This window comes from Deltaproteobacteria bacterium (assembly GCA_013151235.1).
Taxonomy (GTDB): Bacteria; CG2-30-53-67; CG2-30-53-67; order CG2-30-53-67; family CG2-30-53-67; genus JAADIO01.
Genome location: JAADIO010000039.1, coordinates 30,616 through 52,232, shown reverse-complemented (window position 1 = coordinate 52,232; position 21,617 = coordinate 30,616). Strand labels below are relative to the sequence as shown.

Sequence of the window (21,617 nt, the reverse complement as noted above, 5' to 3'; positions counted from 1 at the left end):
AGGAGTACTTTTTTTTCTTGACAACTGTCAACCATATCAGCCTGTCGAACCATGAACGGAATCCGAAAAACGACTTTTTACGACACCATCATGTTTTGACTTGACATATTTTATTGTCTACGTATAATAACCTTTAATAAGGCTTTTTATCATATTATGCCTATTAATAGCCCAACAGGAGGCTATTATGGATTATTATTCAATGACGGACAGGGGGATCGAGACCGAGATCGGCCGTCGCATCAAGTCTCTTCGCCTGCGCAAAAACATAACACAGCAGCAGTTGTCGCAAGCGACCGCCCTGTCGCTCAACACCATCAAGTCTCTTGAATCAGGAAAAGGGAAATTGATGACTCTCATCACGGTCCTCCGGGAACTGGGAGCACTGGATACATTAGACAGCTTTATTCCGGAGGTCTCAATTAGTCCATTACAGCTGGCCAAACAGAAGGGTATTAAGCGACGGAGGGCATCCGGGAAACGGATCAAACGCGGCTCCCGGGAGAACACGGAATGGTAGATCGGGTTGACACGGCAATCGTCAAGCTTTGGGGTGAAGAAGTGGGGGCAGTTTCATGGCTCAATGACCGCGGCTATGCTGTCTTTGAATACGATCCCGCTTTCCTGAAAAAGGGACTCGATCTCTCTCCCATACATATGGGATTGGATGATGCAAAAAAGAGTGATGGGGTTTTTTCATTCCCCGGCCTGAACAAGGAGACCTTTCTGGGACTGCCCGGATTACTCGCCGACGCACTGCCCGATAAGTTCGGGAACGCGATGATTGATGCCTGGCTCGCTCGAAGCGGACGTGATGCAGACAGCTTTAGCCCGGTTGAACGTCTTTGTTATACCGGAAGGCGAGGCATGGGAGCCCTGGAGTTTTCTCCCCCCGTAAACCGGTCTCTGGATCGTTCGGTTCCCGTGGAAATTGCAGAACTTGTTGATTTAGCGCAAGAGGTCATGTCCCGCCGATTCACTCTTGATGTCGGGATCGGGAATACCGAAAAGGAGAACGCTGAAGCCATCATGGATATCCTCCGTGTCGGCACTTCCGCGGGTGGCGCACGTCCCAAAGCCGTCATCGCCATGGATGACAGGACCGGGAAGGTCGTGTCCGGGCAGGCAGATGTGCCGGATGGCTATGATTATTGGATACTGAAATTCGATGACGTCCGTGATCTCGAGCTTGGGGAACCCAAAGGATACGGCCGCATCGAATATGCCTATTATTTGATGGCCAAAGCCGCCGGTATTCATATGACCGAGTGCCGTCTGTTGGAGGAAAACGGGCGGGCGCACTTTCTGACCAAACGGTTTGATCGCCAAAACGGCGAGAAAATACATATGCAGTCGTTGTGCGGCCTGGCCCATTATGACTTTAAGGTTGCCGGTGCTTATGGTTACGAACAGGCTTTTGCAGTGATGAGGAAACTGCGATTAAGCAGAGCCGACGCCATACAACAATACCGGAGGATGGTCTTTAATGTGATCGCCCGCAATCAGGATGATCACACAAAGAATATTTCTTTTCTGATGAATGATGACGGCCGGTGGAAATTATCACCGGCCTTTGATGTCATTTATGCACACAATCCGTCCGGCAAATGGACCCACCAGCATCAAATGAGCATCAACGGAAAACGTGACCACTTTGTGTCGGAGGACCTTCTCACTGTAGGGGAATCGATCAGCATTCCAAAACCTTTGAAAATCATCCGTGAAGTACGCGGGGCCGTGGAAGGATGGCCGGAGTTTGCCAGGAAAGCCGGCGTCAACGATCAGCACATATCGGAGATTGCTCGTTATCATCGAATGCGTTTAGGGAAAACGGATTGACTCCATAGGGCCAACAATAACCCTCCTTGCTGTTCCGTCTGAGCAAAAGCAGAGAGGAAAGGAACGCTGCCACCATGAAAAAGCTCATTCTGGCCTCGGCCTCCCCCCGGCGGAAGGAACTCCTGAGAGGGCTCGGCCTTGTTTTCGACGTGATCACAAGTCATCTGCCCGAGATTCGGGAGGAGGGGGTGCCGCCACGGCAGGTGGCGCAAAACCTGGCCCGGGGCAAGGCATGCGATGTGGCCGGGAAGTTGAACGACGGGATCGTGATCGGTGCGGACACCCTCGTCGTCCTCGACGGGGAGATCCTGGGAAAACCCCGGGACCGTGAGGATGCCCGCCGTATTCTCCGACATCTCTCCGGAAGGATCCATGAGGTGATTACGGGGGTCGCCGTCATCGATACCGCATCGGGTCGCTCCTTACAGTCCGTGGGAGTAACACAGGTTCACTTCCGGGAACTGACCGACGACGAAATCGGACGGTACGTTTCCACCGGGGAACCGATGGACAAGGCCGGCGCCTATGGAATCCAGGGAAAGGGAATCCTCTTTGTGGAAGGAATCGAAGGGTGTTATACCAACGTGGTGGGACTGCCGCTTCCGGTATTGGCGGAAATGCTCGCCCGGATGGACCTTCCCCTTCTTTGATGATCTCAGGGTTGAACCAGCATGTTGTCGATCAGCCTCGTCCCGCCGATCCGTACCGCGAGAGCGATCACCGTCTCCCCGGACAGGACCGAGACCTCCTGCAGGGTCGATGGGTCGGCAATCGAAACATAATCGATCTCCACCCCTTTTTCACGGCCGAGCCTTTCCCGGATCGTCCCGCGCAGGGTATCGGCGTTCCGTTCCCCCTCCCCGATCTGATGGGCGGCAAGATCGAGGGCCTCTTTCAGACATCGGGCGGCCTTCCGATCCTCTTCCGGAAGATAGGCATTCCGGGAACTCATGGCCAGCCCGTCGGATTCGCGGACCGTGGGGAGGGTGACAATCTCAAGGTTGAAATTCAGGTCCTCCACCATTCGTCGGATCACCACGCTCTGCTGAAAATCCTTGAGACCGAAATAGGCCCGATGCGGGCAAGTGAGGTGGAAGAGCTTCGCCACCACCGTGGTCACCCCCTGAAAATGGCCGGGACGGTTCTCTCCGCAGAGACGGTCGGACAGCCCCTTCACCGTGACTTCCGTACAGAAACCTTCCGGATAGACCTCCTCCGCCGGCGGGAGGAAGAGGATGTCGACCCCTTCCCCCTGGGCCAGTTCGATATCCCGTCCGAGATTCCGGGGATACCGTTCCAGGTCCTCCCGAGGCCCGAACTGGGCCGGATTGACGAAGAGACTCACGATCACCTCGTCGTTTTCCGCCCGGGCGGCCCGCATGAGGGAAAGGTGCCCTTCATGAAAGGCCCCCATGGTGGGAACCAGACCGAGGGTCCGTCCCGCCGCCCGCAACGAAAGGGCGGCATTCTGTATTTCGGATACGGTTTCAATCGTTTTCATCGTTCGTCTCAACCTCCCCTCACCCCATCGTCCCGGGGAAGAATCAGCACTCCACATCCCGGACGGAAATCCCATATTTTTTCAGCATGTCATGGAGGGTCACACGACTGATCCCCAGCTCCCGGGCCGCCTTGCTGATGTTGCCCTGGGAACTTTTCAGGGCGAGGAGGATATACTCCCGGTCCAGTTTCTCCCGGGCCTCTTTCAAGGGCAGGGGGACCATTCCCTCACGGCAGGCAAGATCCAGATCCCGTTCCGAGATCAGGGGACCCTGGGTTACAATAATCGCCTTGCGGATGCGGTTTTCCAGCTCCCGCACGTTCCCCTCCCATTCCGCCGTTTTCAAAGCGATCTCCGCCTCCGGGGTAAACCCGTTGATTTTCTTTTTCCGTTCCGCCCGGTAGACCTGCAGAAAATGGTTGGCCAGCAGGAGGCGATCCCCTACCCGATCCTTCAACAAAGGCAGAACGATACGGACCACGTTCAACCGGAAATAGAGGTCCTTCCGAAAACGGCCCGATTCCACCTCCTCCTCAAGGTCCCGGTTGGTCGCTGCGATGACCCGGACGTCCAGTTGAACAGGACGTTTTCCACCAACCCGTTCGATTTCATGTTCCTGCAGGAAGCGAAGGAGTTTCACCTGGAGCGACAGGGGAAGTTCCCCGATCTCGTCGAGGAAAATGCTGCCGCCGTCGGCCTGTTCAAACTTGCCGACCCTGGAGGACATCGCACCGGTGAAGGCCCCCTTCTCGTGGCCGAAGAGTTCCGATTCCAGAAGGTTCTCCGGAATCGCCCCACAATTGATCACCACCAGAGGCTTTGCAGACCGATCGCTCTTTTCGTGGACCGCCCGGGCGGCCAGCTCCTTGCCGGTCCCGCTCTCCCCTTCGATCAGGACGGTTACATTACTGCCGGCCACCCCTTCGATCTGGCGATAGACCTCCTGCATGGCCGGTGAGCAGCCGATCATCCCGCCGAATCGTTTCTGCCGGAGCATCGACTCCTGCATCATCCGGTTCTCGCGTTCGAGTTCCTGGATGTGCCGGGCACGTTTCAAAAGCAGCCGGAGTTCTTCGATATCAATCGGCTTGGCATAATAATCGTACGCGCCCATCCGGATGGCACGGATGGCACACGCCTTGTCTTCGTTCCCCGTAATCATAATGGCCTTCGTGAGGGGATCCTGTTCCAGCACCCGCTGTAAAATTTCGAGACCTTCCTCATCGGACTTGCCGCTCATGTGGGGGGAAAGGCCCAGGTCCAGGGCCACAAGGTCCGGCTTCTGTTCCGCCAACAGTTCCAGGGCCGTCGACTTGTCGGAAGAGAGGAAGATCGTATATTCATCGGCAAAAGCCCACTTCAACTGCTTGAGGATCCCTTCGTCGTCGTCCACGATTAGAAGTTTCGGCTTCATAAAATTCCTTCTCGTCTCCGCTAGGTTCTGAACAATTCCGGATTATTGCACAAAGCCGCATGGGAATCAACTCCCGTGCAGGAGAATCGGGGATGCCGCAACAAGGGATTTACGGGGTTTTTCGTTTCTGCCGCATAATCTCGGAAACGGTCGGGAAGGCGGTAAGATCAGTATGAGGAAGGAAAAGGGCGGACATGTATTCATCCATGAAGGAGTGGGAAACGGAAAGTTCAATGTAGGTCATTTTCCGGGCGATCTCTTCGGCCTCCAGCCGCATCTCCTTGGACAGGAGGACCAGGTAAGCACCGATAATGGAGGAATTACCGATAAAGTGGAAGCGTTCTTCCGGCAGGTCGGGCAGAAGCCCGATGATGATCGCCTTCTCGATATCAATATAGTTCCCGAACCCCCCGGCAATGATGAAACGCTCCACATCACCAAAGGTAAGACCCATTTCGCCCAGGAGGGTACGGAATCCGGCGTAGATCGCCCCTTTCGTCCGAATGATATTGTCGATATCCGAATCCGTCAGTACGATGTCGCGTCCGATCTCCGTCTCGGCTTCCCGTGCCAGGACATATTCCAGGCCGGTCTCTCCCGGACGAATCCGGTCGGTCTTAAGCTCGGAGACGAAATTTCCCTTCGGATCGATCACCCCGGCCATGCACATCTCGGCCAGCACATCGATCATCCCGGAACCGCAAATCCCTTCCGGCGCCCCCCCTCCGATAACATGGCACTCCGGTTCCAAGGTCTCCCGATCGATTCGAACCCCTTCAATCGCCCCTCGGCAGGCCCGCATGCCGAACTTCACTCCGCCTCCCTCAAAGGCCGGGCCGGCGGAGCAGGAGGCAGCGACCAGCCATTCCCGGTTTCCCAACACCAGCTCCCCGTTGGTCCCGATATCGATAAAGATTGTTAACGCATCACTCTTGTAGATCTCCGAGGCAAGGACCCCGGCGGTGATATCTCCGCCCACGTAACTGGCCGTCCCGGGCACGGCATAGATGCTGGCATTCGGATTGGAGTGAATCCCGATCTCCCGGGCCTTGATGACGGGGAACAGATTCACCGTCGGGATGTAGGGCTCTTCCCGGATGGTATGCGGATCCAAATTATAGAGGAGATGGGTCATGGTCGTGTTTCCGGCGGCCACAACGGAATCGATGTCCTCCGACCGGATACCGTTACGCCGGGTCAGGCGGCGGACCAGGCCGCTGATGGTCTCGATCACAAGACCGTGGACCTCCTCCACCGTCCCCACCTCCGTGGCATAGACAATCCGGGAGATAACATCCTCCCCGCATCGGATCTGGGCATTCAGGTCCGATTCGACGTCAATCACCTCACCGGTGTTGAGGTGAACCAGGTAAGCCACGACCGTCGTCGTTCCCACATCGATGGCCAGCCCGTAACGGGACTGTGTCACATCGCCCGGTTCAATGTCCATAACCTCCAGTTCCACCTGGCTCCAGAGGAGCGTCACCGTTACGTCCCAGTGACTTTCCCGCAGGACACGCCCCATCTTCTGCAACACCGACAAGCCGCAGGTAACCGGTAGCCCGCCATAACCGGCATTGTTCAGATCACGCCGCAGGCGGGCCCAGTCGGATATATTGTCATCAAGCGTCGGCGGGGAAATCCTGAAGTGTACCTTCTTGGTCCGGGGACGGATCTCCCGTTCCCCGATTTTGAGCAATTCCATCCCGGGGATCCCCGTCGCCACCTGCGTACCTTCACCCCGCTGTGCCTCTTTCGGAATCTCAACCTCGCAATCCCCTTCGATCACGGTCAGACAGGAAAGGACATAGCCTTCTGCACGGTCTTCCTCCGGCAGATGGATGCTCGATTCCGTCCGATAGTCCCCTTCCCGGATCACGGCACGGCACTTTCCGCAGGTCCCCGCACCGCCGCAGGAAGCGTTGATATGAACCCCGGCCATGGAGGCCGCCTTGAGAAGGGTGGAACCGACACGAACGGAGATGCTCCGTTCACTGGGAAAGAATTTGACCTTGCAGAGTTTCATCACAGATGGGCCCCTTCGGGGACGCAACAGAAGCCGGCAGCCCGGCCCTCTTCAGGGCGAGTCAACCTCCTCTACGGAAAAGTCGAGCCCCCAATAGAGAAGGTGACCGGCCGTACGGCATTCCAGCCGGGTCGTTTTGCCGGAGGTCACGTTCACGGAAAATGATTCCGGGCGACTTTTAAGAAAATCACCGTGATTGTCCTTTTCGTATTGCAGGAGGATCGTATGGTCTCCCGCGGCCAGTGGACGATCGTAGAGTCGAACCCGGTCCGTACAGCCGATCCCGGTCATCCCCGAAGCTTTGACCGGTTTCCCGTCGATCTGCAGATCGAGCAGACGGATCCCGCTGCAGAAGAATCCGGGAACATGACTGACGAATTCCACGACCAGCCGGGTCTTTTCGGCCAGGGTGGCCTGCCGGACCTTCTCCTCGGCAAGCAGCCGGAGACGTTCCTTCTCCTCCCGGATTGTTTGTCCGACAATCCCGGAGACCCGCCGCTTTAATTGACTGCTGTTGGAGACATTATAATAATTTCCGTTTGCCTTGGCGGCAAGGAGTTTTAACTCCGTCCGGTCTTCCCCGGCCGGAAGGCCCAGACCGATCACATGGATCTCCACGCCGGAGAGGGCCTGGGAAAGCTTTTCCACCGCCCCAAGGCTGTCGGCTTCACAAGTGTCCCGCCCATCCGCAATCAGGATCAGGAGTTTTTTCCCTTCAGCCCCTTTCAGGTCTTTTAGCCCCTTTCGAAGCGCAAAAATGATCGGTGCCTGCCCCGACGGGTTCATCTTTTTCACCGCCTGGATCACCTCGGGATAGGCGTTCATCGTCGGCGGCAGGAGAAGACGCGTGTTGCTGCACCCCTCTTCCCCGCTGAGGCCGAAGGCGCGAATGCCGATCCGCAGGTCGTCGGGAGCCTTCTCCAGGAAACTTTCCATCCCCTGTTTCAGGATCACAATCTTGTACTGGTCATAGAGCTGCCCCCACATCGACCCGGAGCCATCGAGGACAAACTCGATCGTAACATCGGCCCGGACGACCGGCGGCAGGATCCACGACGAAAGAACGAGCAGGAAAAAAGAAAAAAAGAAACCTCGAAGAAAAGGATGGACAGCCATAATAGAAAGAACACCCGCTAAAAATCAGAGAACCAACCTGCAGATCGTCAAGCCTTCTTGTACAAGAAGAGAAACAAGATCATCATAAGGACACCCGTAAAGGTCAGGTTCAGAGAAAACCCGAAACTCAGGGAGAATACGGCAAGATTGAGTGTCCAGGGCGGATCAATCCCGAAACGGAATCCCGAGACCAACAGGTCATGCAAAACCCCTCCCGGCACCAACATCCCCATGGCCCGGGCAATCAGGTTCCCCGCAATTCCCGCAAGGATCAGGACGCCGAGGGGCAGCAACACCCCCCGGCTTTCCCTGCCTGCGTCAAAAGATCGATCCCTCATCATAAATTCCCGGTAGGATACTCAATCCCTCTTAAAAAAGACCCGTTACCTTCCCGCTCTCTACATCCACATCCACACGGCGATAGGCCGGATCCGAGGCCGTCCCGGGCATGAGACTGATCGTCCCCGCCACGGGCACGACAAAACCGGCGCCTCCGTAAGTCAGGATATCCTGGACGGAAAGTTTCCACGCCTTGGGCACCCCCTTAATCATGGGGTTGTCGGAAAGACTCAGATGCGTCTTCACCATGCAGGTGCCCAGTTTCGAGAGTTCCGGATCCGCTTCGATCCGCTTTGCCTTGGAGAGAGCCCCGGGAGAGTATTCCACCCCGTCGGCGCCGTAGACATGCTCCGCAATCATTTCGATACGGGTGCGCAGCGGAGTCTTCAGGTCATAGAGAAACTGAAAATCATTCGGCTCATTACAGGCATCCACCACTGCATCGGCAAATTCGAGGGCGCCGTCGCCGCCATGTTCCCAATGGCGGGAAAGAGCCACCCGGGCACCGGCGGCTTCCGCGAGCCGCCGCACCGCGTTGATCTCATTGTCGGTATCGGTGTAAAAGGCATTGATACAGACCACTGGATTGATCCCCGCCTGTTTGACATTCTTGATGTGGTGTACCAGGTTCTCACACCCTTTTTCAACCCAGCCGACATTCTCCCCCGAGTACTCTTCCGGCATGGGACGGCCCGGGACCGGGATGGGGGCCCCTCCGTGGCACTTGAGCGCCCGGATCGTGGCCACCACAACAGCAGCATTTGGTTTCAGGCCGGAGAAACGGCATTTCAGATTCCAGAATTTTTCGAATCCGATGTCGGCGCCGAAACCCGATTCCGTGACGTGATAGTCCCCCAACTTCAAACCGACCCGGTCGGCAATGATCGAGGACTGACCGATCGCGATGTTTGCAAAGGGACCGGCATGAACGAAGACCGGCTGTCCTTCGAGGGTCTGAAGCAGATTCGGGTTGAGCGCCTCCACCATCCAGGCCGTCATGGCACCATCCACCTCGAGGTCGGCCGTGGTTACGGGATCGCCGCTCTTGCTGTAGGCAACAACGATTTTCCCCATCCGTTCCCGCATGTCCTTGAGGTCGTTTGCCACGGCGAGGATCGCCATGATCTCGGACGAGACGGCGATACCGAACTTGGAGGGCATCATGAACCCATCCATCTTCCCCCCCATCCCGATGATGATATGCCGGAGGGACTGGGCGCAGAAATCAATGATCCATCCCATCTCCACATTGTTGGGGTCGATATTGAGACGCTTCAGGTTCTTCGTAGCAAGGATCGCGTCGTCGTAATTGAACTCATGCTGCATTCGTGCGGTGAGCGCCACCATGGCCAGATTGTGGGCATTCATGATGGCATTGATGTCTCCCGTCAACCCCAGGGAAAAGGGGGTCAACGGAATGCACTGGGAAAGGCCTCCGCCGGCGGCGGACCCCTTGATGTTCATCGTCGGTCCGCCGGAAGGTTGTCGGATCGCTGCAGTAACACTCTTCCCCCGTTTGCCCAGCCCCTGCACCAGCCCCATGGTGGAGGTCGACTTTCCTTCTCCCAAAGGCGTCGGCGTAATCGCCGTCACATCCACATACTTCCCGTTGGGACGGTCGGCCAGACGCCGGGTCACCCCGGCAAAGTCAACCTTGGCCACATAATGCCCGTGAGGAAGCAGTTCCTCTTTTTCCAGCCCCAACTCCTCGGCCAGCTGATAGACGGTCTTCATCCGGGATTCCGCTTCCTGTGCGATTTCCCAATCGGCGTGTTTTGTCGGATCTAATGCCATGATCTCCTCCCGTTCCAGTTGATAGATTGGTTTGACAACATGAAAAAACGGAACGCTTTTCCATTACCACATATAGTTCACCATCCCCATGAACTTTTCGTTCATCTCCCGAAGGATACCGCTGATCTTCAGCGCCATGTTCTTGATCACCTTCAGGGCCACTTCGGGGTGATTCTTCTCGATCGACGCCAGCGATTGCTGCGTCAAGACAAGCAGGGTGGAATCCTCCACGGCCTCGGCGGAGGCGGAATGTTTCCGGCCGTCCAGAAGAGAGAGTTCCCCGAAGAAACTTCCAGGTTTCAGAACACTCAGGGTCTGACGTTCCCCTTCACGCGTGATTTTCACAATCCGGATCTTGCCGCTTAGAATAATGTAGAGTTCCCGACCCGGCATATTTTCATCAAAGATTTCACTGCCGGCGCCACATTTCTTCTTCTGAACAACCTCCACCACTTTTTCCAGCTCCCGGTCGGTCAGATCGACAAAGAGCGGATTGACCCTCAGGATATCAATCATTCCCATGGCACCTTCCTCCTTAAACCGTCACCTTCACGGACTGCATCTTTTCCACCTTCACGGCACAGACCTTTGCTTCGGCAATCCCTGAAAGAGGATCAAGGGCGGCAATGGTCAGGCGATTGGCCGCCGATTCGGCAAAATGAAAATTCATATAGACCACTTTCGGAGGGACACGCCGGGTGATCTTCGCCTTCACCGTCACTGTTCCGCGGCGGGATGTGAGACGAATCTCTTCCCCATCCTTGATCTTGAGCTTCTTCGCGTCCCGGGGATGGATCTCGACAAACCCTTCCGGACAGAGTTCATGAAGCCCCCCGGACCGTCGGGTCATGCTGCCCGTATGATAATGAGAGAGCATCCGCCCCGTCGTCAGGAGGAAGGGATACTTTGCATCCGGAAGTTCCGTCGGCGGTTTGTAATCCACGGGAGAAAAGAATCCCTTGCCCCGGGAGAACTTCCCTTTATGCAGATAGGGCGTTCCGGGATGATCGGCATCCGGGCAGGGCCACTGCAAACTCCCCCGCTCCAGACGCTCGTGCGAGATTCCACCGTAAAGGGGGGTCACGGAAGCCATTTCATCGAAAATTCCGGCGCTGTCCTGAAAGTGCATCGGCCGTCCCATCTTTTCGGCAATCGCCGCAAGAATCTTCCAGTCGACCCGGCTGCCTCCCACCGGCTCAATCACCTCCCGGACCCGCTGCACACGCCGCTCCGTGTTGGTGAAGGTCCCGTCTTTCTCGGCAAAACTCGCTGCAGGCAGCACCACATCCGCCAGGGCCGCCGTCTCGGTCAGGAAGATGTCCTGCACCAGCAGGAATTCAAGATTTGCAAAAGCCTTCTCCGTATGACCGATATCGGGATCGGAAAGGATCGGGTTTTCCCCCATCACATAGAGGGCCTTCACCTTTCCCTCAATTGCGGCATTCACCATGCCCGTGGCGGGAAGCCCCGGTTCCCGGCTCAAGGTATCGCACCGCCAGGCCTTGGAGAACTTTTGCCGGTTTGCCTCCTGATCGACCCGCTGATATCCGGGATAGTAGTCAAAGAGCCCGCCCATGTCACAGGCCCCCTGGACATTGCTCTGTCCCCGCAGAGGATTGACACCCGTCCCCGGTTTGCCGACATTCCCCGTCAACATGGCAAGATTGGCCACACTCATGACGTTCTCGGTCCCCATCACATGCTGGGTAATCCCCATGGCATAAAAGAAGGCCACACGTTCTTCCGTCCCGATAATCCGTGCCGCTTCCTGCAACTTCTCTTTCGGAACACCGGTGACCTTCTCCGTATAGGCTGGCGTATATTTTTTCAAGACCTTCTTCAGTGCGTCAAAATTCTCGGTCCGGTCTCGGACGAATTCCCGGTCTTCCAGCCCCTCCTTGAGAATCAGGTGCATCAGGCCGTTGATCAGGGCAGCGTCCGTCCCCGGCCGGTGCCGGAGCCAGAGGTCGGCATACCGGGTCAGCGGAATCTCCCGGGGGTCCGCCACAACCAGCTTCGCCCCGTTGAACCGGACACCTTTTTTCAACTGGAGCGCAATAATCGGGTGCGCCTCCGTGGTGTTGGACCCGATCACGAAATAGGCATTGGAATGGACAAACTCCTCAATCGAGTTCGTCATCGCACCGCTTCCAAAGGAGGCCACCAGACCGGCGACCGTGGAGCTGTGTCAATACCGTGCACAGTGATCAACATTGTTGGTGCCGATCACCGTTCGCATGAACTTCTGAAAAACATAATTATCTTCGTTGGTGCACTTGGCCGAGCAGAGGCCGCCGATACTGTTGCTGCCATAGTCCTGCTTGATCCGCCCCAGGTTCTCCGCCACCCGCTCGAGGGCCTCCTCCCAGGTCGCCTCCACCAGCTTGCCGTCTTTTCGAACCAGGGGGGTCGTCAAACGGTCTTCATGGTTGATATACTCGAACCCGAACTTCCCCTTGACGCACATGCAGCCGTCATTGACGGTGGCGCCGTCCGCCCGGCTGACCCGGATCACCTGCCCCTCCTTGGCATGCATCGTAATCGTACAGCCGCAACCGCAGTAGTTGCAAACCGTCCGGACCTTCTTCGCCTCCCAGGAACGCCCCTTGTACCGCGAGATTTTCCCGGTCAGCGCCCCCACGGGACAAGCCTCGACACAGTTCCCGCAAAATTCACAGGCCAGCACCCCGTCGTACTCCGTCGCGATCTTGGCATGGAACCCGCGATTGGAAAAATCAACGGCGCCAACCCCCTGGACCTCATCGCACATCCGGACACAACGGCCGCAGAGAATACACTTGTTGTAGTCCCGCTCGATCAGGGGGTTCTGATTCTGAATCGGATAGACACTCTTTTCTCCCTGGAACCGGATCTCTTTTAATCCGAATTCGTAAGCCAGATCCTGCAGTTCGCATCGACCGTTCTGTTCGCAGACCATACATTCATTCGGATGGTTGGAGAGAATCAGTTCAACAATGGTCTTTCGTACCTTCCGGATCTGCTCCGTATCGGTCTTGACCACCATCCCGTCCGTGACCGGTGTCGTGCAGGAAGCCACCAGCCGGGGAATTCCTTCGACCTCGACGATACAGAGCCGACAGCCCCCGTAAGGCGAAAGCTGCTTGTGATAACAGAGCGTAGGGATATGAATCCCCCCTTCCCGTGCCACCTCCAGGATCGTGCTTTCCGGCCGGGCGTCAATGACCTTGCCGTTAATCGTTACGTTCATAAGAGTACCTCAATGTCCTTGTCAGGGATGTGACTGTCGGCTCTCCGGAAGATCTTCCCGAAGTTTATGTCTCGGATTTCTCATGAGTGTCAACCTGCGTAATGGCCTCAAAGGGACAGACCTCGATACAAACACCGCACTTGACGCATTTGCTGTCTATGATCTTCGCAATTTTCTTCGGCCCGCCCTGGATGGCCCCCACAGGACACTTTCGGACGCAGAGGCCGCACATCTTGCAGAAAGGATCTTCCACCCGGTACTGGAAGAGCGCTTTGCAGACACCGGCCGGACAGCGTTTCTCATGGATGTGGGCATCATACTCGTCCTGAAAATATCGAATCGTGGAAAGAACCGGATTGGGCGCCGTCTGCCCCAGGCCGCAGAGAGAAGCCGCCTTGACATCCTCCCCCAGGTCCTTTAAGAGTTCCACGTCCCCTTCTTTCCCCTTTCCCTCCACAATCCGTTCGAGGATCTCGAGCATCCGTTTGGTCCCGACCCGGCAGGGAACACATTTCCCGCACGACTCCTCTTGGGTAAAATTGAGAAAATAACGGGCCATCTCGACCATACAGGTGTTCTCATCCATGACCACCATGCCGCCCGATCCCATGATCGCCCCGGCCTGAGCGAGCGATTCGTAATCGACGGGGGTATCGATAATCGACGCAGGGATACATCCCCCCGAAGGGCCGCCGGTCTGGACCGCCTTGAAGGCTTTCCCGCCGGGACAGCCGCCGCCGATATCGTAGATGATTTCCCTGAGCGGTTTGCCCATGGGGACTTCGATCAGACCGGGATTGCTGATCTTCCCCGCCAGGGCAAAGACCTTGGTCCCCTTGCTCTTTTCCGTGCCGAAACCGGCATACCAGGCGCCCCCCTTCAGGATGATCGGCGCAACGTTGGCAAGGGTCTCGACATTATTGATATTCGTCGGCTTTCCCCAGAGCCCGTGATTCGCAGGAAAGGGCGGCTTGGGACGGGGCATCCCTCTTTTGCCTTCGATCGAGGCAATCAGGGCCGTCTCTTCTCCGCAGACAAAGGCCCCGGCTCCCTGTTTGATGAAGATCTCAAAATCAAAACCCGTTTTCAGAATATTCTTTCCGAGAAGGCCCCGCTCCCCGGCCTGAGCAATAGCAATCTTCAGGCGTTTGATCGCCAGGGGGTATTCGGCCCGGACGTAGATATACCCGGTATGCGCCCCCATGGCATAGCCGCCGATTGCCATCCCCTCAAGGACGGAGTGGGGGTCCCCTTCGAGCACGGAGCGATCCATGAAGGCCCCGGGATCCCCTTCGTCGGCGTTGCAGATCATATACTTCACATCGGACCGGGACATGGCCGCAAAACCCCACTTGAGTCCGGTGGGAAAACCGGCACCGCCCCGCCCGCGAAGTCCCGAGAGTTTCATCTCGTCGACCACCTCTTCCGGGGTCATCTCCTTTAAAACCTTTGTCAGCGCCTTGTAACCGTCACGGGCACAATACTCGCCGATACTCTCGGGATCCATGGAACCGCAGTTCCGGAGAACAATCCGTTCCTGTGCGGAGTTGAAAGAGAGTTCCTCGTAGTAGGGAATATCATCAAAAGGTTTCTCGCCGTTCTCCGGCCGGATCTGTCCGAGGACATGCTCCTTGACGACCTCCCCTCCAATCAGATGCTCTTTGACGATCTGTTCGAGGATTTTGAGATGTTTCTCCTTGATCGGTTTGATGTTTCCGTAAAGTACACGAGTCCTGCCCGGCAACTGTACATCGACCAGGACCTCCTGCGAACACATCCCGATACACCCGGTCTGTTCCAACTCCGCCTTGACTTTGTCCGCCTGAAGGAGTTGGTCGAGGGCATCAAAAACCTTCATCCCGCCGGCCGCACGTCCGCAGGTCCCCATCCCGACCATGATACGTATCCGATGATCCGTACTCTTCCTCGTCTTTTTTGCCATGCGATAACCTTAAGAGTGCAAGTCGTTTAAGCCGCCTGAACTGTTTAAACGGTTCTTTATGATTTATATTGATCCAGGATCTTCACCGCTTCATCCGGTGTGACCTTGCCATGAACCTCATCGTTGACCATCACGGCCGGCGCCAGAGAACAGGCGCCGATACAGGCCACCTGTTCCAGGGTAAAATTCCGGTCTTCCGTGGTCTCCCCCATGGGGACCTTGAGGATTTCCTTGAATTTACTGCTCACCCGTTCCGCTCCCTTGACATGACAGGCCGTACCACAGCAGACACGGATGATATTTTTTCCCATCGGCTTCAGGTTAAACTGCGAATAGAAGGTCATCACCCCGTAGATGCTGCTCGGATAAACCTTCAATCCCTCGGCGATCCGGGGCACAGCACCTTCCGGAATGTATCCGTAATGCCCCTGAACTTCCTGCAGAACGGGAATCAATGCCCCCTCCGCTCCCTGATGGCGGCCGATGATTTCGTCGACAATCGTCAGGTCCGCTGCCTCCGGTGCCTTACGCTTCCGTTTTTTCGCCACCTTCTTCCGGGTCTTCCCATTGCCGCCCTGTACGGATCGTTTCGTTGTCTGTTCCTTTTTCATCCCTTCGCCTCGGCCTTGGCCTTCTGTTCATCTTCCAGCTTCCGCCGGTCCGCCATATCCATGAGGACCTTTTCCGCACCGAATTTCCCGGGAGCGTATTCCGTAATCCCCAGGACTTTCCGTTTCTGAACCAGATGATCCACGGTCCGTTGAATGACTTCTGCACGATCAACGACAAATTCAAGTTTCCCGCCGACTTCCTGCTCCCATCCTTCGGAAATGAGGCGGGTTACCTCTTCACTGCCGGCCACGGGCGATCCGACCCCGAAGATCGTGTAGACCCCGGAAGCGACAAAATAAGTTCCGATCGCCAGGGCCTTCTCCGACATCCATTCCGGACAGAGCCCCACGACAGGCAACTCGCTGATATCATCCCCCAGGCCCCCTTCGGCAACCATGTCGGCGGCAATCGTCAGAATCCGGGAGTTGTCGACGCAGGAACCGACATGAAGGACCGGGGAGATCCCGATGGCTTCACAGACCTGTTTCAACCCCGGACCGGCCGCTTCCATCGTCTCCGGCGCAAGCAGCCCCTGCTTTCCGCAGGCGATCCCGCCGCAACCGGTGGCCACCACGAGGATATCCCGGCTGATAAACTCGCGGGTGAGATTCACGATTTCAGAGTCCTGGACATTCCGGGGATTGTTGCAGCCGACGATCCCGACGACCCCCTGGATCCTCCCGTCCATGATGGCATCGTTGAGGGGCCGGAAGGATCCCCGGTAGGTTCCCCCCTGCATATACTTGATGTATTCATGGGAAAATCCACCGACCAGTTCGCTCACATAATCGGGCAGGGTAATAGTCCCTTTTTTCCGGTTCGGGAAGTTATCGATCGCAGTTCTCAGTACCTTGCGGGCCACCGACATGGCATGTTCTTCTTCAAACTCAATGTGGATCGCTCCGGGGATATGGGCCTTGGGCGAACTCGTGATCAGTTTGGTGTGATAGTGTCCGGCCACGTCGGCCAGCGACTCCATGATACACTGAACATCGACGACCATGGCATCCACGGCGCCGGTCAGAATCGTCAGTTCCTGGTTGAGAAAGTTCCCCGCCGATCCGATCCCCTGTCGCATGAGAACCTCATTCGCGGTACAGCAGATCCCGGCAAGGTTGATCCCGCTGGCTCCCTTCGACTTGGCATACTCCAGGATCTCCGGTTCCTGGGAGGCGACCACCATCATCTCCGATAAAGACGGCTCGTGCCCATGGACCACAATGTTTACCTCGTCTTCCTTCAGCAATCCCACACTCGCCTTCGCCTTGATCGCCCGCGGTGTTCCATAGAGGATATCGGAAATGTCCGTCGCAATCATGGCCCCCCCCCAACCGTCGGTGAGAGAGGTTCGCATGGAGTGATGGAGAAGACTCTTCGGGTCCTGGTCGACCCCCATGTGCGTCCGGTGCATCATCTCCACGATTTCCCGATCCAGCCCCCGCGGAGTCAATCCCTTCTCGGCCCAGAGTTCCTGCCGTTTTTTCGGGGCACGGGAGATGTAATAAGGCTGTCCCTTCTGACGTCCAAAGTCCTCGATGAACTTCAGGGCGACCTCTTCGCCGATTTTTTCTTTTTCTTTTCCCTCCGTCTCGATCCCGAGATGCCCGGCCACGGCATGAAGCTTTTTTACATCCTTGATCGTAATCCCCTCGGTTTCTCCCCGGGCGGCGGCCAGGAGCAGGAAGGCCATGTCCCGTCCATGATCGGCATGGGCGGAGGCGCCGGCGGCGACCATCCGTCCGAAGTTCCGGGCGGCGATTGTACCCACATCGGCCCCGCAGACCCCCCGGGGGGTCTTCTTGGTGATCCGGCAGGGTCCCATGAAGCAGTGCTTGCAGCACATACCGTCCCGCCCGATCGGGCAGGGCTTCACCTCCTCGGCCCGCTGGAAGGCGGTGGAAATTCCTTCCTTCTCCGCGACCTTCAAAAGTTCCTTCGCTGTTTCATCTATGGTACGGTTAATCAGTTCAGGTTTCGCTGCATCTTTATTCATCGGAAACTCCTTATTCCCTCCTCAGCGTTTTCTGCAAAAGGGACAATGATCCATGTGATGTTTTTCAAACACCTCTTAAAAAATAGAATCCATGGTTAACGCCGGATGCTCTTTTTCGCTTAAGAATTCGACTAACTGCTCGGCATCCGTCGCCACGGTCTCATCCGCGACTTTGTCCAGAAAATCCGGGTCACCGATCTCCTCGGCCCGCTGCTTTAAGGCCTCACCCAACTGGTTCTTGATGCTCGTCGTCAACCAGACGATTCGCTTAAACCCGCCGTCGGCCGTCAGGAACTTCTTGCTCGTCAGAAAATATTTCCCGATCCCCACGAACCCCGGGGTCTGAGTCCCGCCGCCCACGGTCCCCGCAAGGGTCGAGAACTTCATCCCGACGGGGGTCATCCCAGTGTAGCCCCGGTCAACCACCATGATCCCGTTGGCCTCCGGAACCAGCGCCACGATCGCCTCGAAACATCCGCAGGAGGTCATGGGCGCATCCATCAGGGAATAGGCGGAGAATCCGTCCAGGGCGCCGTGAGATTCCTTCTGCACATACTCATCCACCCCTTTCCAGCGGCCCTTGACTGCATCGGTCGTTTCTCCCTTTTTCACCGGCTGGTTCCCGCCCGTCGGATTGATCTCGAAAGCCGCCTTGGCGTCCATCCAGTTTACGGCGCCGCAGAGACCGAGACGTTCGGGAGAGACCACGCAGACATGGTTCGGGGCAAAAGACTGGCAGAGGAGACAGGAATAGTAGGTATCCACCGATTCGTCGGTCATATTGGCCACCCGGATATCCCGTTCGTGATAGACCTTCCGAGCCTCCTCCCGGATCCGCAGGACATCCGCTTCATCGGTATAAATCTTCACCTGGACCTTATCGGTAATGGCCGGGAACTTCGATTTCATCATCGCCACATGGATCTCACCGAAATGCTCGATCCGGAACCCCTCGTTGAAGGCGTCCTTGCTGATCCGGGCCCAGCAGATGTCCCGCTGTCCCATGTGCCAAACCCCCTGGGCCATGTTGACGAAATCGTGGGTCTTCCGCTCCAGGACCGGCTCAAAATCCTTCTGCATCTTCCGGCCGGCAACCTCAATCACGACACCGAGAGGAAGGACTCCGCCCGCCTCGTACTTCTCAACATTCTCCGTCCCGATGACTTCGACCTTCCCGTCTTCAATCTCATCCAGCTCTTTCATCCGCACCAGTTCGAAGGCAGGCGACTTGTTGCCGCCGAATTCCAGATAGGTATCTTCCTTCCGGATCCGCTCCCCTTCAAAGGCCGGACCATAGGCCACGGTAATCGGCGGTTTTTGTACAATGATCTTGAGCCCCCGGGTTTCAATCGCCGTCTGGACAATCTTGTCCTGATCGAGTTCCCGCACCACATGCTCATAGGTACAGACACCGCGGGGCCGGATCTCGGGAACGTCGGTATCACAGACCGCCGGAAAGCCCTGATTGATGGCGCCGGCGCCGGTGGCCCATTTCATGTCGTCCAGTTCCCCTAACACAATCGCAAAAGCAAAGACCCGGTTGAGGGAATATTTCAAATTCAACTGATAATCGCCCGGCTTCAACCCCCCGAAGGTCAGCCCGGCACGGGCCGCCCAGTGCAAAGCATAAATGGCATGCTCCGTGTCGGGGCCGAGCGGCACAATTCGCGTCGGCCACCCCATCTCCACCCCGCGGCGGTGGAGCTGCTTCGTCACGCTCTCCCCCTTCACATTTCCCGCCAGGAAAATGAGGATATTCTTCTGTTGCAGATCCCGTACGATCTGTTCCGCCCGCTCGTCACTCTCGGCGGCGCCGAGGATCACCACGTAGCCCGGCATCGAACCGTCCACAAGCTGGAACCCGAGGTCCCGGAGGATCGAATCGGTAATGAAACCGTTATACGTCAGGTCTATTTCGGGATCGGTCACCGGTTCCAGTCCCCGGATATACCGGAGAGCCATCAGGATCTCCTGTGCAAAAAGGGTCGCCATGCCGGCATCCAGCGCCTCACCCAGATAGGGTTTGTAAACCTGCTCGTCGGGTACCGGCGTCAGAAGAGGACGAACGTACTCTTCAAAGGCCGTCCGCATATCGCCGATGGTCTTGACGGCAAAACCGGTCATGGCATAGAGATGTGGAAGGAAGTAACCGGTGTCGATAAACTCAAAGGCAAAATCGTCGCCCTTTTCCGCAGCAACCTCCGTCAGCATCTTGTCTACCCGTTCAATAATCTCGTGAGAGGCCCGAATGGCCGCCGAGGCAATTTCCTTGGACATAACAAAAACCTCCTGATTTCCTGTTTTCAAACCCAAACGGAGTATTGCACCCCATCCATCATCAGGGTACGGCACACTCCTTCTGCGACCGGCCCCATTGACCGCCGCAGGAATCTTTGATCATCATACCGAAGAGACTTCCGTTCGCGCAATCGGACCGGAAGGTTTTATCCCTGTGCGCAACTCTTCAGGAACTGCGGAAGCTGGTTGGCTTCCCGGGGCCCCACGACGACCTTCCAGCCGCCGCCTAATTTCTCTTCCAGCGCCCCGGAGAGAACCGAGACATACCCCGGCAGAATCACCTCTTTGCGGGTCAGGTTCGACGCCACATCGGATTCCTTGATGAATTCAGCAATCTTGCCGGCCGTAAACTTTCCGGCCGCCCACGCCGTCAGGACCGAAAGCCCTTCTACATCCTGTACGGCAAGGCGGGTTGCCACCTTACTGTTTTCGATCTCGCCTGCGACAATGAAATAGGTCAGTGCAAAATTCGTCGTCACAATCAACGGCGAATCCCCGTTCACATTTCCGATTTCATAGACCTTCTGTTCCACCTGCATCGGCTTCTGGGGGTCGGTGTAAATGTTGAGACGCCCCGTCAGGAGCCCCAGCATCTCCCAGATGCGAAGTTGCGAAAGAAGGATCACCGAGGCATATTTCATCGTACCGATCGTTGCCAGGGTCCCCTCGACCTGAGGATCCTCATGCACGGCGGACATCCAGAGGGGATAGCCGAACGGCTTGTAGTTCTTCTTGATCGCAAGACGGCGGATCCGGGTCAACCGTTCCAGCGCCTCCCGCGCATTCTCCGGCGCCGGATCGAGGATCAGATCCTCCACACCTGCGGCCTTCGCCTTCTCCACCAGGTCGGATAACGTATCCAGGTCGGCGGCGCTTACGACGAGTGAGGCCTTCCCCTTGACTATCGGCAGGAGCGCATCGATATTTTCGGCATCGGCGCCATTGACGAGAGGGTTCTTTCCTTCACAGGCGGAAAGCCCCGCTTCCACAAGAGCGGGCTTTTGCGTCATCAGGACAATACCGAGCTTCGGCGCCTTCTCGACCACCGTTTTCACCGCTGCGGAAAAGGTCCCGGCATCACCGGAGGCATCCTGCAATGCAATCAGATTGACCCCGTAATCCTCCCCGACACGGTCCACCTTGAAGGCGGCGATCGCTTCCACCCCGGCGGCAAGTTCGGGATCATTATCGGCGACCTGAACGGCATAGGCGGAAGGGTTCACGAACTTCTTTTCATGACGGAAGAGGACCGTCTCCTCCCCCAGCGTCCAGGCGGCATCTCCGGCGCCGATGACCACCTTGCGGACCGGCGGGGCCGAAGCGGCCCCCAAAAATTCTTTCGCCTCATCCGAGGCATGGGGACAATCTTCCAGGGAGGCCTGCTTGGCCGCCAACTTCATGGCAAAAGCCAGACAGGTCGGAAACCCGCAGTCCTTACAGTTTGTCTTCGGAAGATGCTTGAAGATTTCAATTCCGGTAAGTGCCATTTTCTCTTTTCTCCTTTATCGAAAAAG

General features: G+C 56.8%; 16 protein-coding genes. 3 read left to right on the top strand and 13 right to left on the bottom strand.

What is annotated here, in order from left to right:
• Nucleotides 1-187 precede the first annotated feature (187 nt).
• The 3 genes from GXP58_07885 to GXP58_07875 all read left to right on the top strand — a co-directional run bounded on the left by GXP58_07885 (nt 188) and on the right by GXP58_07875 (nt 2,489).
• Entirely contained in the window at nt 188-520 is a 333-nt protein-coding gene (locus GXP58_07885; protein ID NOY53525.1) for a transcriptional regulator, read from the top strand.
• A complete protein-coding gene (locus GXP58_07880) occupies nt 514-1,839 on the top strand; it encodes a type II toxin-antitoxin system HipA family toxin (GenBank protein NOY53524.1) in 1,326 nt (441 codons plus the stop codon). Before GXP58_07885 ends, GXP58_07880 begins: the two co-directional genes overlap by 7 nt.
• A gap of 74 nt (nt 1,840-1,913) precedes the next feature.
• Nucleotides 1,914-2,489 carry a septum formation inhibitor Maf gene (locus GXP58_07875; GenBank protein NOY53523.1) on the top strand — a complete coding sequence of 192 codons (576 nt, stop codon included), beginning with the start codon at nt 1,914-1,916 and terminating at the stop codon, nt 2,487-2,489.
• Between the two features lie 5 nt (nt 2,490-2,494).
• On the opposite strand, the gene GXP58_07870 is transcribed toward GXP58_07875, so the two are convergent.
• The 13 genes from GXP58_07870 to GXP58_07810 all read right to left on the bottom strand — a co-directional run bounded on the left by GXP58_07870 (nt 2,495) and on the right by GXP58_07810 (nt 21,590).
• A complete protein-coding gene (locus GXP58_07870; GenBank protein NOY53522.1) occupies nt 2,495-3,340 on the bottom strand; it encodes a pantoate--beta-alanine ligase in 846 nt (281 codons plus the stop codon).
• Between the two features lie 43 nt (nt 3,341-3,383).
• Nucleotides 3,384-4,754, bottom strand: coding sequence for a PEP-CTERM-box response regulator transcription factor (gene prsR, locus GXP58_07865; GenBank protein NOY53521.1), 1,371 nt, complete (start codon nt 4,752-4,754; stop codon nt 3,384-3,386).
• Nucleotides 4,755-4,863: 109 nt separating this feature from the next.
• A complete protein-coding gene (locus GXP58_07860) occupies nt 4,864-6,780 on the bottom strand; it encodes a DUF4445 domain-containing protein (GenBank protein NOY53520.1) in 1,917 nt (638 codons plus the stop codon).
• Between the two features lie 51 nt (nt 6,781-6,831).
• Nucleotides 6,832-7,896 carry a VWA domain-containing protein gene (locus GXP58_07855; protein ID NOY53519.1) on the bottom strand — a complete coding sequence of 355 codons (1,065 nt, stop codon included), beginning with the start codon at nt 7,894-7,896 and terminating at the stop codon, nt 6,832-6,834.
• 47 nt (nt 7,897-7,943) lie between these two features.
• Complete coding sequence (locus GXP58_07850) at nt 7,944-8,237, bottom strand: DUF4321 domain-containing protein (GenBank protein NOY53518.1); 294 nt, start codon at nt 8,235-8,237, stop codon at nt 7,944-7,946.
• 28 nt (nt 8,238-8,265) lie between these two features.
• Complete coding sequence (locus GXP58_07845; GenBank protein NOY53517.1) at nt 8,266-10,029, bottom strand: formate--tetrahydrofolate ligase; 1,764 nt, start codon at nt 10,027-10,029, stop codon at nt 8,266-8,268.
• Nucleotides 10,030-10,092: 63 nt separating this feature from the next.
• Complete coding sequence (locus GXP58_07840) at nt 10,093-10,551, bottom strand: cyclic nucleotide-binding domain-containing protein (GenBank protein ID NOY53516.1); 459 nt, start codon at nt 10,549-10,551, stop codon at nt 10,093-10,095.
• Nucleotides 10,552-10,564: 13 nt separating this feature from the next.
• Nucleotides 10,565-13,258 (bottom strand): formate dehydrogenase subunit alpha, encoded by a 2,694-nt coding sequence (gene fdhF, locus GXP58_07835; protein ID NOY53515.1) that lies wholly within the window; start codon nt 13,256-13,258, stop codon nt 10,565-10,567.
• A 64-nt stretch (nt 13,259-13,322) separates the two neighbouring features.
• Entirely contained in the window at nt 13,323-15,155 is a 1,833-nt protein-coding gene (nuoF, locus tag GXP58_07830) for an NADH-quinone oxidoreductase subunit NuoF (protein NOY53514.1), read from the bottom strand.
• A 101-nt stretch (nt 15,156-15,256) separates the two neighbouring features.
• Nucleotides 15,257-15,811 carry an NADH-quinone oxidoreductase subunit NuoE gene (gene nuoE / locus GXP58_07825; GenBank protein ID NOY53513.1) on the bottom strand — a complete coding sequence of 185 codons (555 nt, stop codon included), beginning with the start codon at nt 15,809-15,811 and terminating at the stop codon, nt 15,257-15,259.
• On the bottom strand, nt 15,808-17,805 hold the full coding sequence (gene cooS / locus GXP58_07820; protein ID NOY53512.1) for an anaerobic carbon-monoxide dehydrogenase catalytic subunit: 1,998 nt from the start codon (nt 17,803-17,805) through the stop codon (nt 15,808-15,810). The genes nuoE and cooS overlap by 4 nt, the downstream gene beginning before the upstream one ends.
• Before the next feature lie 75 nt (nt 17,806-17,880).
• Nucleotides 17,881-20,082, bottom strand: coding sequence for a CO dehydrogenase/CO-methylating acetyl-CoA synthase complex subunit beta (gene cdhC, locus GXP58_07815; protein NOY53511.1), 2,202 nt, complete (start codon nt 20,080-20,082; stop codon nt 17,881-17,883).
• 167 nt (nt 20,083-20,249) lie between these two features.
• Nucleotides 20,250-21,590: an acetyl-CoA decarbonylase/synthase complex subunit gamma gene (locus tag GXP58_07810; GenBank protein NOY53510.1), complete on the bottom strand. Its 1,341-nt coding sequence runs from the start codon at nt 21,588-21,590 to the stop codon at nt 20,250-20,252.
• Nucleotides 21,591-21,617: the final 27 nt, after the last annotated feature.

Coding starts and splice junctions, on each gene's coding strand:
- GXP58_07885 (NOY53525.1), top strand. CDS start 188: ATGGATTATTATTCAATGACGGACAGGGGGATCGAGACCGAGATCGGC.
- GXP58_07880 (NOY53524.1), top strand. CDS start 514: ATGGTAGATCGGGTTGACACGGCAATCGTCAAGCTTTGGGGTGAAGAA.
- GXP58_07875 (NOY53523.1), top strand. CDS start 1,914: ATGAAAAAGCTCATTCTGGCCTCGGCCTCCCCCCGGCGGAAGGAACTC.
- GXP58_07870 (NOY53522.1), bottom strand. CDS start 3,340: ATGAAAACGATTGAAACCGTATCCGAAATACAGAATGCCGCCCTTTCG.
- prsR (NOY53521.1), bottom strand. CDS start 4,754: ATGAAGCCGAAACTTCTAATCGTGGACGACGACGAAGGGATCCTCAAG.
- GXP58_07860 (NOY53520.1), bottom strand. CDS start 6,780: ATGAAACTCTGCAAGGTCAAATTCTTTCCCAGTGAACGGAGCATCTCC.
- GXP58_07855 (NOY53519.1), bottom strand. CDS start 7,896: ATGGCTGTCCATCCTTTTCTTCGAGGTTTCTTTTTTTCTTTTTTCCTG.
- GXP58_07850 (NOY53518.1), bottom strand. CDS start 8,237: ATGATGAGGGATCGATCTTTTGACGCAGGCAGGGAAAGCCGGGGGGTG.
- GXP58_07845 (NOY53517.1), bottom strand. CDS start 10,029: ATGGCATTAGATCCGACAAAACACGCCGATTGGGAAATCGCACAGGAA.
- GXP58_07840 (NOY53516.1), bottom strand. CDS start 10,551: ATGGGAATGATTGATATCCTGAGGGTCAATCCGCTCTTTGTCGATCTG.
- nuoF (NOY53514.1), bottom strand. CDS start 15,155: ATGGTCGGGATGGGGACCTGCGGACGTGCGGCCGGCGGGATGAAGGTT.
- nuoE (NOY53513.1), bottom strand. CDS start 15,811: ATGAAAAAGGAACAGACAACGAAACGATCCGTACAGGGCGGCAATGGG.
- cooS (NOY53512.1), bottom strand. CDS start 17,805: ATGAATAAAGATGCAGCGAAACCTGAACTGATTAACCGTACCATAGAT.
- cdhC (NOY53511.1), bottom strand. CDS start 20,082: ATGTCCAAGGAAATTGCCTCGGCGGCCATTCGGGCCTCTCACGAGATT.
- GXP58_07810 (NOY53510.1), bottom strand. CDS start 21,590: ATGGCACTTACCGGAATTGAAATCTTCAAGCATCTTCCGAAGACAAAC.